Annotated in this window: 8 protein-coding genes and 2 pseudogenes; 4 read left to right on the top strand and 6 right to left on the bottom strand. The window is 56.6% G+C overall.

Annotation, left to right across the window (positions count from 1 at the left end; translation table 11 throughout):
* Positions 1-538: 538 nt before the first annotated feature.
* The gene (locus F1542_RS15425) at positions 539-1,300 is read left to right on the top strand and encodes an alpha/beta hydrolase (protein ID WP_227672792.1); all 762 of its coding nucleotides are present in this window, start codon (positions 539-541) and stop codon (positions 1,298-1,300) included.
* Between the two features lie 230 nt (positions 1,301-1,530).
* The gene (locus tag F1542_RS15420) at positions 1,531-2,457 is read left to right on the top strand and encodes a DMT family transporter (RefSeq protein ID WP_193733819.1); all 927 of its coding nucleotides are present in this window, start codon (positions 1,531-1,533) and stop codon (positions 2,455-2,457) included.
* 175 nt (positions 2,458-2,632) lie between these two features.
* Here the strand turns inward: F1542_RS15420 and F1542_RS15415 are convergent.
* Positions 2,633-3,175: pseudogene (locus F1542_RS15415) on the bottom strand (transposase); the annotation flags it as partial.
* A 309-nt stretch (positions 3,176-3,484) separates the two neighbouring features.
* On the bottom strand, positions 3,485-4,810 hold the full coding sequence (locus F1542_RS15410; RefSeq protein ID WP_193733818.1) for an MFS transporter: 1,326 nt from the start codon (positions 4,808-4,810) through the stop codon (positions 3,485-3,487).
* A 539-nt stretch (positions 4,811-5,349) separates the two neighbouring features.
* Here F1542_RS15410 and F1542_RS15405 point away from each other — a divergent pair.
* Positions 5,350-6,489 (top strand): epoxide hydrolase family protein, encoded by a 1,140-nt coding sequence (locus F1542_RS15405; RefSeq protein WP_193733817.1) that lies wholly within the window; start codon positions 5,350-5,352, stop codon positions 6,487-6,489.
* A gap of 35 nt (positions 6,490-6,524) precedes the next feature.
* Here F1542_RS15405 and F1542_RS17235 read toward each other — a convergent pair whose 3' ends face one another.
* From F1542_RS17235 to F1542_RS17225, 4 genes and pseudogenes are all read right to left on the bottom strand, one after another.
* A complete protein-coding gene (locus F1542_RS17235; protein ID WP_346011975.1) occupies positions 6,525-7,010 on the bottom strand; it encodes a transposase in 486 nt (161 codons plus the stop codon).
* 841 nt (positions 7,011-7,851) lie between these two features.
* Positions 7,852-11,490: a DEAD/DEAH box helicase gene (locus tag F1542_RS15395; protein WP_193733816.1), complete on the bottom strand. Its 3,639-nt coding sequence runs from the start codon at positions 11,488-11,490 to the stop codon at positions 7,852-7,854.
* Positions 11,490-12,452: a hypothetical protein gene (locus F1542_RS15390; RefSeq protein WP_040507290.1), complete on the bottom strand. Its 963-nt coding sequence runs from the start codon at positions 12,450-12,452 to the stop codon at positions 11,490-11,492. Before F1542_RS15390 ends, F1542_RS15395 begins: the two co-directional genes overlap by 1 nt.
* 648 nt (positions 12,453-13,100) lie before the next feature.
* Positions 13,101-13,306: pseudogene (locus F1542_RS17225) on the bottom strand (transposase); the annotation flags it as partial.
* A 574-nt stretch (positions 13,307-13,880) separates the two neighbouring features.
* On the opposite strand from F1542_RS17225, the gene F1542_RS15380 reads away from it, so the two are divergent.
* A complete protein-coding gene (locus F1542_RS15380; protein WP_227672790.1) occupies positions 13,881-14,111 on the top strand; it encodes an Arm DNA-binding domain-containing protein in 231 nt (76 codons plus the stop codon).
* The last annotated feature ends 90 nt before the right edge of the window (positions 14,112-14,201 follow it).

The following is a 14,201-nucleotide window of genomic DNA, read 5'->3' as shown; positions in this document are numbered from 1 at the left end:
CACACCCTTCTGATTATATTTTTCTTTCTGGTCTATATTTACAAAAGAAAGAAAAGAAATGATTTTTCCCTTATTTTTCACCACATCAGGTCATATCCGCCCATATCACCCGCACAACTGTGCATGGCGATCATGCGGAGATGGAAAGTTCCCATCACTAAATATTTCAGATCTGTTACTCTCTCGATAATATTTAAAAAATATCTGTAACTATTTATATGAATAAAATATTTTCCGCATGCGCTGCATACCGGAACAGACAGAAGAAACTGGATCAATACCCACCACCATTCATGTAAACCGACCAAGCGACGTGATGGACACAGCGTCCTGCTACGGCAAAATCAGGGTAGTTCATTGCGCCAGGCCATCATATTGGTGTGCAAGGGCCAGCGGGGGCATCCATATTGATTAGCTTGCAGCAACTTTCCACAATGACCATCCGTCATCTCGACCGGAGCAGCATGGCCATACGATGTGGAAATACCCATGGAACCTGCTCGTAACGCTCTCTTTGCTCATATGCCTGCCGTCCGGAATGTTCGCACATGACCGTCCCCATCCAGCCATCCCCCCAGACCGGGGCGAGAACGAACGGATCTTCAACCTGCCCCTGAATGACGGTGAACAGTTAAGGTTACTTTTTTCCACTCCGGCCAACTGCCGGGGAATCATCATCATGTTGCCCGGCGGGACAGGGGATATCGGCCTTGAACAGACCGGGCGCATCCACCACGGAGACAATTTTGTGGTGCGCACGCGCGGCCTGTGGAACAGCCACGGATACGCCGTTCTTATTCCCGATACGATTGACCATGCCAATCTCAGGGGCCACCGCAATTCTCCGACCTATGCACGCGTTGTCGAAGACATCGTCACCTTCGCGCACCGGCAGGGACCAGAACCCGTTTTCCTGCTGGGCACAAGCCAGGGCAGCATCGCGGCCGTGAATGCCGCGGCGCACGCCGCAGCCAACAGTATCGCCGGTGTCATACTGACGGAATCCGTTTCAGTGATGGGCGGCAGCAGGGAGACGATTTTCACTGCCGCCCCGCAAAGGATACGCACGCCTGTTCTTGTCGTTGCCAATCGCGCTGACCGATGCGACGTCGCACCACCACAGGCCGCCCAACGGATCGCAGCCTCCATGACGGCCTCCAGGGACGTGCATGTGCTGATGGTTGCAGGGGGAAACACCCGATCGAAAAAGAATTGTAGCTCCCTGTCCCCACATGGCTACTTTGGTATTGAAGATCAGGTCATTGATGCGATCAGCCAATGGCTGGATGCCCATGCCTGACGACCCATGTCAGCAGAGCGTTGATAAGGTCAGCCCCAAAACGTTCTTATGGCTGACGGCGTAGCATGGGCGTACCCTGATTTCAGGGGCAAATCTGCTACCTGAAAAAGATAGGCGCGTCATATAAAATCCGACGCAAAAAATGCATGACTGGATTTACCGACAAGCGCTGGTCTTTCCTCGCCTGGATCCATATCTGCGCCTGAACAATTTTTTCGTGAGCAGTCAGGATGAAGAATACCGGTCTTTCGGCGGGCATGATGCTGGCGTTTGCGGCATATGCCGCATTTTCGATCAGTGACGCCTATTCCAAGCTGCTGGCAGGGCTGATTGACCCGTTTGAAGTCGCGTTTTCCGGTGGTATCTTTGGCCTGCTGCTGATCCCCTTCATACGCGGAAAAAACGAATCCTATCGTGATCTGTTCGTGATCCGGCAGCCGGTCATGTGGGGGCTACGGGCGGCCGCCACCTTTGTCGCCACGGCGGCAAGTGTAGAAGCCTTCATGCTGCTGCCCATGCCGGAGGCCTTTTCGCTTATTTTCCTGATGCCACTTTTCGTGACCGTCCTTTCTGTTGTGCTGCTGCGTGAAAAAGTTTCCACACTGGACTGGCTGTCTGTCATCGTGGGCTTTGTCGGGGTGCTGATCGTGCTACGGCCCGGCCTGCGCGCGTTACAGTTCGGGCATCTATGCGCGCTGATCGCGGCCATGGCGAATGCCGTGGGTGTCATTGCCTACAGGCTGGCAGGAAAAAATACGCCCCGCCTGTCCATATTCGGTTCCAGCCTGTGCGGTCCCCTGCTGGGCAACGGCGCGCTGATGGTGGCCCATGCAAGCTGGCCGCAGGGTGCCACGATCTGGATGTTCCTGTTCGGCTATGGCTTCCTGGCAGCACTTGGGCAACTGTTCATGATGATGGCCGCCACGCGTGCGACCGCCAGCGCGATCGCCCTGCCGCAATACAGCCAGATGCTGTGGGCCGTGGCGTTCAGCTCTTATGTATTCCACGAATTGCTGGACAACTGGACCTTTGTTGGCATTGCTGTGATCATCGCGTCCGGCCTGTTCAAATGGGGTTATCCACGTGCGGTTACCAGACTGGCTGCCATAAGGCAGCAGAGGCTTGCCCCACCATGCGGCCCATATCCACTGGCGTGACCTGTGTGATGTGGCATTCGAAGCAGGAGTGGCATCATCACTTCCTGATCGCCACTCGGCTTTTTCACCTGTCCAATTTACTCACTCTGCGACAGTCCGGGGAACATATTTTCATGCGTGCGGTTTATCAGTAACTGCCACAGTGGATTTATTGACGCGGTAGGATTTCAAATCATTTTGCCGTATCGAAGCACCGGATGGTCTCGACCGTGAATTCGAGAAAGGCGGCCTTAGGCCCCATCTGCGAACAGGCGCTACCCCACGCCAGCGTTTGCGGATGGTATCCAGGATCATCTATCCTTCCGTATTATCCGAAATCTCAGCCGACATCATAAACGCGTTCCTTTGCATGGGGCGCCTTGATGTCCCGACTGTCGATGCCACCACCGTAAGGACTGGTCTCGCAGCCTGCGATTTCATGATCGAGCATCAGACAGACACCATGGATGGTCTGGAACAGGAAACGGCGCATTAGCCTGTGAAACGGTGGTCTGCCATGGACCAAAATGAACTGACGGCGTTTCCCAGCCGCATCCTGAGCAGACAGGATAGCGCAGCGCATTGATGGTCTCACGAAAATCAGTTGCCCGCTTCCGTCCACGCCGGTTCGCATGCGGCATCGGGGCGCTATGCGCTTGTATTCCTCATCGGTCAGATCAAAGGGATAGCGTTTCGTCTTGCATGTAATGTTGGCCATACGGGCTTGTTGTGCTGGCATCTACAGCCTGCGTTTGAATTACGCAGCAACCTTCTTGAAAACCTATCACATCAAATTTCCAAACGGACCCTTACAGGCACAGGCTCTGCTCACGGGGCAGAAAAGGGCGGCTGTAAAGCCTATGACAGCAACATATTACGCGCCCCTGTCGCTCAGATCGGCGCCGAAGCTGTTTGGACGTGCCTTCAATCAGGATCAGTGATGGCACACAGATTGGCCCCGGCGTTTAGCTCCTTGCAGCCAATCATCCGCGCGACCGTGAATTATGCAGGAAGGTTCTGGAATCCGGCGCAGCCTTTGCGTAGCTGATTACCTTGTCCCCAGAATACCTGGCCCCTGTCGCGGCCATGCCAGAAGGCATAGCGCCTGCATACAGACCGCCCCCAGCGGCAACCAGACAAATCCGGCCGTAATCCACGCAGACAGTTCCGGTGGTTGCGTAGTTCCCGCCTCAACATAATGTCCCTGTGACAGGAACTGCGCCAGAACGAAGCCGGTCAGGCCCATCGCCAGTTTCGTGACCCATGTATTGATCGAATACGCCAATCCCGCTGATCCGGTCGACGTCAGTGGATCACCATCATCCACGGCGTGTGCCAGCAGAGTGTAATACAGCGGGGACATTACTCCCTGCGCCAGAGCCAAAAGACCGACTGAAAGGAAAAAACCGGTCATGGACGCACCCGCCACGGCCATCGCCAGATAGGCCATGCCTTGTACAATCAGGCACAGAATACCGCTGCGAACAGTCCCCACATATCGGGTAAGCGGAAGGCACGCCGGCACACCCGCAAACAGCAGGACGGTGATGAAGGTAATGATATTTGCACCCAGTTGCTCCGTTCCGCCAAGGACGATGCGGGCGTAATACAGCGCAAATCCGAACAGTGCCGCCTGTCCCACGAAATAAAAGAATGCAAGAAGGTTACTAAGCACCCATTGCCGGTTTCCAGAAAGATGACGCAACGTGACTATCAGCCCCTGCCGGACGGGAACTGGCGGATGCCGCACGGTGCAGCCACGCGCCACGCAGAGCCATAAAAAACAACCAAGAACCGACAGTCCCAGCACATACACCGCCATGCCATACCGGTGCTGCGCCGCACTTTCGCCCCCACCCAACCAGGTAATGGCGGGAATGGTCAGCAATGCCACGAGCAGAGATCCGGCCTGGCAGCCCATCATACGGAACGCGTTCAGGCCAACACGCTCTGTGGCGGATCGGCTTATCATAACCGCCAGTGCACCATAGGGTGTGTTGATACAGGAATAGATCGCACCGAATACGATATAGGTCAGCCCCGCCCACAGGACTTTCCCGGTGGGCGAAAGTGGCAGGGCCAGAAAGCACAGGAACCCCGTTATTCCGAAGGGTATGGCAAGCGTTCGGATCAGGCGCGGCACGGTCAGGCCGCCCATGCGGTCAACAATGTAGCCGATGGCTGGATCACAGAAGGCATCAACAACACGGGCTACCAGCAGAATCCATGATACGGCCACAAGCGGCAGGTCATAGATATCCGTGTAGTAATACATCAGATAGGACGACGTCATGCCCCACATCATGTTGGAGGCAGCATCACCACAGCCATAGGCCATCTTTTCCTTCAGGAGCAGAGTATGACTGCTTTCCATTATTCCGTTTGTCCCTGCAATATCCGGTTCAGACAGACGCTAGCATGCGCTGCCAGAACGACAAGCCACGCCATATGCGGTTCATTCCCTATCCAGTCATGATGTTTACGTTCCGGAAAAAGCCAGCATGGCTTGATGCGCCCCGGATAAGGGGGACCACCTGATGATCCCGTCCATCGACAGACTTGCCTATCCGCCAGTATCAACAATGGAAAAGGCCTACGCACGAAAATACGACACCATTTACAGGACCATCTGATCCACAATCTGCTGGATCCATGTATCCGTAAAAAAACGCCCCATACAGCAGACCGAGAATGGTCCGCCAATATCCGCACGCACCCCAAACCGTTCAAGTGCGGCTACCCATACCTTTCTGCGCGGTTCGCTCCGTCGCTGCCAGATGCCTGCGCAAGTGACGGACCGGACTGTGCTGCGGAGTTCATGAACCATGCCGAACGCGCGTAGTTAAAGTGTAACGCTTCATCAACATAACCAATTTGGAAAGTCATGAGGCGACGCCCTACGCGGAGAAGATCATGATCTCGCCCTATACAATCGCCATACCTGACGAACGGCTCGCTACGATCAGGGCCAATATCGAAGCCTATGACGGGAGCCAGCTTCCGGATGCGGGCGGCTGGTCAGCGGGCGTCGGGATCGATGACCTGAAGCGCCTCATCACCTATTGGAAAAATCGCTATGACTGGCGTGCAGTCGAACAGCGCCTTAACGAATTGCCCAACTTTACGACCGATATCGAAGGTGAGCATCTCCACTTCGTTCATATAAAAGGTAACGGTTCCAAGCCACCCGTGCTTCTTCTCCACGGCTGGCCAGGCTCGTATCTTGAATTTGAGCGTTTACTGCATCCCTTGGCTGCAGACGGACAGGATGTTGTCGTACCCTCGCTCCCCGGCTTTGCCTTTTCCAATCCGATTACCGGTGTCATAGGCCCGCGCCGGGCAGCCGAACTTATGCACGGACTGATGGTTCGTCTGTTCGGTCAGGCGCGCTATGTCGTTCAGGGTGGCGACTGGGGCGCACACATTGCAAGCTGGATGGCCTGTACACAACCCGCAGCGCTGTTCGGCATCCACGTCAACACGATGAGCGTCTTCGCCGATGACACGATCCCGACAACCCTTGAGGAAAAGGATCTGTTCTCCCGCCGTGCCGCGATCCTCGACCGGGAGACCGGCTACAGTCACGAGCAGTCAACACGCCCGCAGACATTGGGCGTTGCTATGGCCAATAGCGTGGTCGGTACGGCTGGATGGATACTTGAAAAATTTGGTAAGTGGGCGGACCTCCCGACATTCTCCGATGGCAGTCCGGATATCTGGAGCAGGTTCTCGGAGGATGAACTTATTACCAACATCATGCTTTATATTGCACCTTCGGCAGTCGTCACGGCGACATGGATCTACCTCGGCAGGCGCCTGGAAGGTTCGGATCGGTTTCCTGCCGGCACGCACATAGGTGTGCCGACCGGTGTCGCGGCGTTTCCAGATCCCGTGTTCCTGCCAACGCCACGCTCGTTTGCGGAGAAGACCTACAATATCGTACACTGGACAAACATGACCAGAGGCGGCCATTTCGCTGCTCTGGAAGAGCCGGACCTGATGTTGGCCGACCTGCGTGCCTTTATTGACAAGGTATCGAAAAAACACTCCTGAAGCCGATGCCGCGCACCTTCGTCAGACGTTCATTGTCAATCGGCAATCAAAAGTAACTTCTGATCAACATGCAATATTAATTCTCTGTTGAAGATCTGGGCTGTCTCCAAAAGCCGCATGCGGAAGGAGACAATCGGGGCAGGTACGAGTCTGGGGAACAGTTCAGTTACGGTTCTTAAAGGGATTGCGGATATAAATGTATGGACGCAGCGATCATATCTGGTCGCAACATGTCGCCAGTCTTTTAGTTTTGCGAACATGTTTTCGATGAGGTGGCGCTTTTTATACAGGTGCCAGTTGTAAGGCGGCTTTGATTTCCGGTTTTTCTTTTGAGGAACACAAGCTGTGATATTGCGTTTTGCAATCAGTAACCGGATCCGGTTGCTGTCATAGCCTCTGTCCCCGACAAATTCTTCTGTTCCCTCGAGGAGATCTGCCAGAAGCACGTCTATACCCTTGAAGGCGCTGACCTGTCCGGCAGTCAGAGGAAGCCGGACAGGTCGGCCCTGACCATCGCACACGACTCCACCGGTTCCATCACACGTGACATTTAGAATATCGTCACAGGTTACATAAAACAGTTGTGTTTCCTGCGCGGGCATTTCAAACGCAGAAAGCCGCCCTTACGGACGGCTTAGCATATTGATGATATTGTATAAGATATGGTTGCGGGGGAAGACAACCAACGATACTTGCGATTGGTAGACCGCGAGATACCTCGCCTCGTCGCTTGATACGCCGATCCTGTCAGGGCGCGCGAATGCATCCAATCGGAATCGTTACCCACTAGGCCAGATCAAATCAAAACAAAGCGAGAGAATGCTCAGGTGCCATACTGACTCCAACCAGTCGACCAGAGAACCGCTCGGCTTTTCCTGGATGACGATGTGGCTCATCGCCGTGGTCGCTGTCGCGCCATGCCAGTGCTTTTCGCCGGGTATGAATCAGACAGTATCGCCAGGATGGATTTCCTCAATCGGGCCGCCTTCGCACTGTACCCAGCCGCATCCAGCCGTGACGATCAAGGTCTGCCAAGCGGATGGCTGTGTCAGGCAGTTCGGGTTCCTAGCCGCGCAGCCGGCGCCACCGCCACGCGCCGATCCGTCACCAGCCCCATACGGCCTCGATCTTGAACTCACGGCTGAACTTCCGCTTCGTCATACCCAATTTTCAGTTCCTTGGTCACGATCTTATCTTCGTGTCCACGAAACCGGCAGCAGGCCAAGGATTTTCCGAAGCTATTTCGAAAGACAAGCGCCGTTCGACCGGAAAAAATCAAAGGAATTTCCGGATGCTTTTGCCGTAGCGGCACCCTCAAAGTGGGCAGCGGCTGTACCGGGGGCACCCCCTAGGAGAGACGCGCTAAGGGCGTCTACCCGGACGGAACACGCGGTTGACCGATGCCCGTCCCTCAGACACATGCAGTTCGTAGTCGCTACGCCAGCGATTTACGCGGCCCCGGTTGGGGTCGACGGATACCGCAAGTTGAAACCCTGCGGGGTCCAGCCACTCCGTAGCCTGGCCGCGCGCGATCGGAATGACTGGATAACGCTCGCGACCGCCGTCGGTACCAGTCAATCGCACCTGGGTTTCGTCCGCCATGGCCGCTGATCGCTCCTGCCGCGGCAGGCTCTTCTGCCACCTGCCGAAATACTGCGGGTCGATCCGGTCCTCCGCCTCAGGATTACCGATCTCACCATCCAGCCACGCATCGAACTCGGCGCGGCGCGCCATCGCCGCCTTTCGGGTGTGCGCGAGTCCCTGTGCCAAACAGAATGCCACAAACGGATCATGCGTTCCCCAGCGTAGGAGCTCCCGAGCCCAAAACCCGAACCAGGGTAAACGAGTAGTCGCTTTCCATTCGGCGAGACTGGGCAAAGTCGTGGCATCTGGCACGCCCTCCGACCAGGCTCCCGCCACCACCGCGCCAATTGCTACGCCCAGGCGAAACTCGAGATTGTCAGCCACGAAGCGCTGCCATGCGCGCAGATCCTTTGGATCGGGGCCCGGCGCACCAGGCTCGTGCATCCACCAGCCGAGCAGACGAGGCCAGTTAGCGAGGATAGCGTGATCGCCATCCGTTGCTCGGACACGAAATCCGAAGCCCCGATCGCCCTGAAGGAGTGTCCCAATATTCTCAAAAACATCAATCCGGGCCACTGCCCCAAGGTCGCCATAGTTCCCGGCCGCTACGATCAAGCTCCGGATCTTCGATGCCACGGCATCGAACCGCCGACCAATCAACGGTGTGAAACCGTACTGATAGAGCCGTCGACGCTCGGCTGGATCGGGGTAGATCGTCTCAATCATGCCAACACCGCGCCGGATGAAGGCGGCTTCAAGCAACGCTGCTCGCGCGGCTGATACCGCCGTGAAGGTCGTCGCCCACAGCGCCCGTAACGCTGCTTCGGCTCGGGCGGGCGTCATGTCAGCTTGTTCGATGAGGACTACCTCTTCGAGCGCCGTCAGAACTACGCCGTCGAGTTCATCCATGACGTCAGCCAGCCTCGCGTGGCTGTCGGTCGAACCGGTGCCCGCATCGTCACTCACGTCGCCTGGCGCTGTCTTTTCCAGCCAGTCCAGAAAGTCGTCCGGCCGGATTCCCAGCAAACGGTTAGCCTGTGTCCAGATGCAGTCAAGCAGCAGAGCCAGCGGACTATCTACCACGTCAGCATCCTGTTGCTCGATCAACAATTGCCTTCGCAAAGTGTCGTAATCTTCCGCGCGCTCGCGCATCTGACGACGCTGTGTCTGCAACTGCCCATTTCCCGTAGCGGAGATTGCTTTCGGCAACGCGACCAGCGTCATACCCTCGATCCCACGGGCCGCGCCCGGTCGGCCAGCGCGGCCCGCCAAATTGCGAAACTCGGATGTCGACAAGCGCTTCACGATCGACTCTTCCTTCGCCGCATCCCAGGACCGGCGCTTGAGGGAGGTCAGAAAGATCAGATCGAATGGAAGATTGACACCCTCCGTCAGCGTGGCGGTTGCGACAGTGATTGGACAGATCTTCTTGTCGATCATCTCGACCATGAGCCGGCGCAGGCGCTGCGGCATCTGCCCATGGCTCGTCGCGATACCGCGTTCAAGCAGAAACAACTCGAACGAGTCCGGTCCGCAATAATCATGGCACGCGGCGCAGGCTTCCTCGTACCGTGCCCGCAGATCACCCTCAGGCTGCAGAAATCTGACTAGAGCCTGCCACGTGTCGAGTTCGAGCGCTTCTTTAAACCAGCGCATCGTCTTCTCAGGCTCTTGCGCGACCGAGATCAGGATCCGTTGATTCTCCTCTGCGAGGTGAAGCGCGTTCCATAACACATTGAGGCAGTTGAACCGGTTCAGGCTGTTACGCCACGTTGCCTTGAGTTGCGGCATCGGCTGGTAACGCAGCGGCAGATAGACCGGGTCTTCTTTGCCGCGCAGATAGAGCCGCCGCCCATTCATGAGGTCGAGCAGAATGCGGCCTGGGGCACCGGGAGTCGCCTCCAGAACACCGATAACCTGCCGGGTGCTGCGATAGCGGACCCCGATCGCCTGCGCTTCGGCACGGCCCTCGATCCATCTGGCGACCGGGCCTGATGCGCCGCCAGCGACTGCCGTTAGCGCAATCCGCACGACGTCGGGGCGCTGCGATAGGATACGCGACACGAGCATCTCGAGACGGATCGACCTATTGTTATGATCGGAAAAGCTGACTCTGACTTCCTCGCTCGCTCCAGGCACAACCTGATGTGCTTCGTCGATGATGAGCAAAGCGAGCCGCGCGGTCAGTAACGCACCGAGGTAGCGTAAGAGCGCCTCTGCCTTCTCGACGGTGACGATCAGCACAACTGGGCGCTCACTGGTCAGCCAATAGTCCGTGATGCCCCAGTCTGCGCCGCCATAGAGGCCGGTGACGATGACTTCGCCGCCGAGTTCCGCGTTTAATTTTGCCTCAACCTCGCCGGCAAGAGCACGCGAGGGAACAATGTAGAGGGCAAGCGGGCTGAGCGGAGTATCATGCTCGCGCAGCAGTAGTTCCTTGATCACCGCCATATTGGCGACCAACGTCTTGCCTGAGCCCGTTGGCGTGCAGAGGGCAAAGGATGCCTCGCGCAGCAATCGGTCGAGCCCGTAAATCTGGGATGTCCACAGTATCCCGCGGCCGCGGCTGAACTGGTCGCGCGCATATGACAAGAGTAGGCTCGTACGTTCGGGCCGAATCTCTGCGAGCGCGCGTAGCGGTTTGTAGATGCTCGCGGCAACGAACCCCTCCGCCACCTGACGCAGTAAGCCAACGACCAGCGCGGCATCATCGCTGAATGTGCGCGCCGCCATCCCGTCGAGCGCCTGGAGCTTCGCCATCGCTATTTTCAGTCGCCCATCGTCGCCGCGCCGCAGACAATCTGCCACTAGCCCCAAGCACCGAATCAGTTCGACTGTGAACCCCCAGGAGACGCCACGGTCGGGATCTTCGCTTGCCATCGCATCAAGCAGCAGTTGGCTAGCATTGCGCGTCGTGAGATCTCCGTTGGCACGCCAGAACAGCATCGCGCGCCGCAAAACGAGGTCGAAATTAGCCTGCAGAAACGCGGCATAGAGTAGCACACCCTCGTGTTCGGACTCTACTTGATCGAGCAGACCAGTCGCCATCGCTGGTAGCCCGCCAAGTTGATAGGCCGCAGCCGCCAGCAACTCTATAGGGACAATGCTGCGAATATTGTCGCCGGCTCGCGACAGCCATTCGAGAATCTCGCCAGTTCGGCGGAAGCAATCGACCGCGCGGGTTGACCCCGGTCCCTCTATCGATCGGAAAATATGAGCGGAATGCAGGAGGCGACGCGCGTCGCTCAGTTGCTGGGCAGACTCGCGCTCGCCCCACACGATGGTCGGAACCTGCCAAGTAGTCTGCAGGCAGCGCACGTAAGCACGCGCCTGTGGTCGAGTGAGCTCGTTCTCTATGCCGAGCGACTGGCGCACCCCTTCCGCCAATGCCAACCGATCCGCATCGCGCGCGGGCATTATGTGCCTCTCCAAAGTGACGAATACAGCTTCGCGATCAGCTCTTCGCCACCTTTCAAAATCACCTCGACTACCTGCAAGGCATAACCAGCCGTGTAGTCTACCGGCAATTCCTCCCACCCTATCAGGCAATCGCCCTCGTCTCGACGTTTCGCACCATTGCCGACGATCAGCACCATGTCGGTTCGCTCAGGTTTTGCGCCGTCGCCGAGCACCGCGCGATCAATCGAGTATATCGCGGAGGCATAGCCCTCGGGGTCCTTCAACTCTAGCAATCTCTGAAGCTGTCGTAGGCCCCAGGGAATCGGCGAGTCGCGATTGATCTCGTACCAAATACCCTTGCCATCCCGCTCCAGCTCTCCGGTCTCCTCATTCTCGACTTTAGGCCCATACAGAAGCGAAGCGACGGCCGATTCCGTCAAGTTTCGACGCCATTTACACTCGCCTACGATCATCCGCGCCACTTCTCCTGCGGCATCGAGCGAAATGCCGACGAAGTCGGTGCCATGCCGCCCGTAAATCTCGCGTGCCCGGCCCGGATCGGCTTTCAGTGCCCAGAGATAATTCTCCACGTCGTCATGATTACGGAAAAGGAAAATTGGTACGATCCATTGGTGACTACCGACAAATTCACTTTGATATGCCTCGGTTACAAGCCCGGCCATAACCTCTCCGAAAAGCCCGCGCTTAGCAGTCTCCGGCAGGCAGTTGGGGTAACAGACTTCCGCAGCGCGGCCTCCATCCGGGTGAAGATCGATACCCAGCTGTCGATGGAAATATTCACGTGCATCAAGATGCGCTGATTCGAAATACGGCCGCAGCGCCGCCGCTAGCGCGTCGTCACACACCCCAACCTGCTCCAGCAGCAGGTGCCCGTAGTTACCCTCGTTTTCAATCGACCCCAAAGCCTTCAACCACGCTTGGAGCGCGGCCATCGGGGGCGGAGCGGTATGTAGAGACATTGCCTTTTGCCTACCACTCTCCAAAGAAGGAGGCAGCTGGACCGTCGAAAGCGCCAGTTGGATTAGATGAGAAGAATACGCCACCCCGGAGGACAGTCGATGGAATGGGCACATACGTCGTACCGAGGTGATCAAGTAAGATCTCCTCGCGGTTACACAACCGGCCTGTCCCGAAGGAGATCGGGCCTTGTCTGCGCTCGCCACCGGATCTCAACATCCCCATCCATCACTCCTATGGCAGCCTGACTGCCCCCCGTCAGGCTTCAGCCATTATCTTTTGCGCACCTTGCGCTGCCGTGCAACCGGGCTGCTTCAGAGACGAATCGACGACGCATTTTCGCTGTATTGCGATATCCCGCGGCTGTAACGATGATATTTTTTGGGAAATGCCCCGCTGAATGAATATTATACGTCGTCGACTGATCGGCGACTCAGGAAACGGTAGTAGAATTCGCAACAACAGCCGTTTCCACTCGGAACCCATCGAACCGGGATCGATTAGAGTCGGCCAAGAACGATGCCATCAGTCTATGGCCAGCCTTGGAAACCCATGAATCTCGACTGAAAAACCGACAGGAGGAGACGGTCGCAGATATACCGTAAGCGCAGAGGAGACTGCCAATAAAGAGATAGGCACCGACGGTCGGCAGACAAAGAACGGCTGAGCCGCTCGTTTTGCCCTCCAAACGCCTTCAGTCGCTTGGCCTCAGATACCTTCAGCCCGCCATATTTGGCCCTCCTTTTGTGAAATGTCTCTTCGCTGAGGCCATGACGCCGACACACATCCGGCGTCCGGCGTCCTGTTCGTTCAGGATGCCAATGATCTGCTCTGTGCTGAAACGGCTACGCTTCATCAGTCTGTCCTATCAATAATAGACAGACTCTATCCTCCATGGCAGGTCAAGGCCAACAAAGACCTGTATAAATCATTGTTTTATAATAATTTATGGTACTGAACTGGTTGCCGGTCCGTGCAACCCGGAGCCCTGCTCCACCCGAGCTTATTTCGCAACAGACGTAGCTCGCGCCGAGTCTTACCTCTTCCTAGCGAACTCGGTGCATATCGCAGTTGGTTGCGGCTCGGCCGCTCCGATTTGAACCTGCGAAATTAGGTCATTGATTTGGTTGATATTTATTTTCACCCCGCCATGCAGCCAAAGAAAAACCCCGCCAACCGATTGGTTTAGCGGGGTTTTCTATATGTCGACTGGTTGCGGGGGCAGGATTTGAACCTGCGGCCTTCAGGTTATGAGAAAGATTTTTTAGCCTACGCTGGCCAGCGCCTGTGCCGACAGAATAGCGCCAGACAACGAAAACCCTTTGTTTTTCCTTGAAAAATAGCCCCGTCGGGATACGTCATTTGTTCACCGACTACGCTCGGTTGCGCTCTCATCTGTTTCCTATGTGTTTCCTGCGGCGGAGGCGAGAATGGCCCGGCTCAACAAGAAAACCGTCACGGCGGCGACGCCCGAAGCAAAAGATTATTTCCTGTGGGATGACAGCATCCCGGCCTTTGCGGTCCGGGTCTGGCCATCGGGCCGCAAGGTCTATGTCATTCACTACCGCTCTGGCGGAAGGCTACGGCGTTACACGATTGGTCAGCATGGCAGCCCGTGGACTGCTGACGTGCCCCCCGAAAATGTGCCCATTTTAAAGTAGAGTCCGATCGAGAAGGATACGGACGGATGAAACGCAGTCGCTTTACGGAAGAGCAGATCATAGGGATCCTGAAGGAACAGGAAACTGGAC

It is taken from the genome of Komagataeibacter sp. FXV3, from assembly GCF_015155755.1.
Classification (GTDB): Bacteria; Pseudomonadota; Alphaproteobacteria; order Acetobacterales; family Acetobacteraceae; genus Komagataeibacter.
This window is presented reverse-complemented; position numbering and strand designations above follow the sequence as displayed.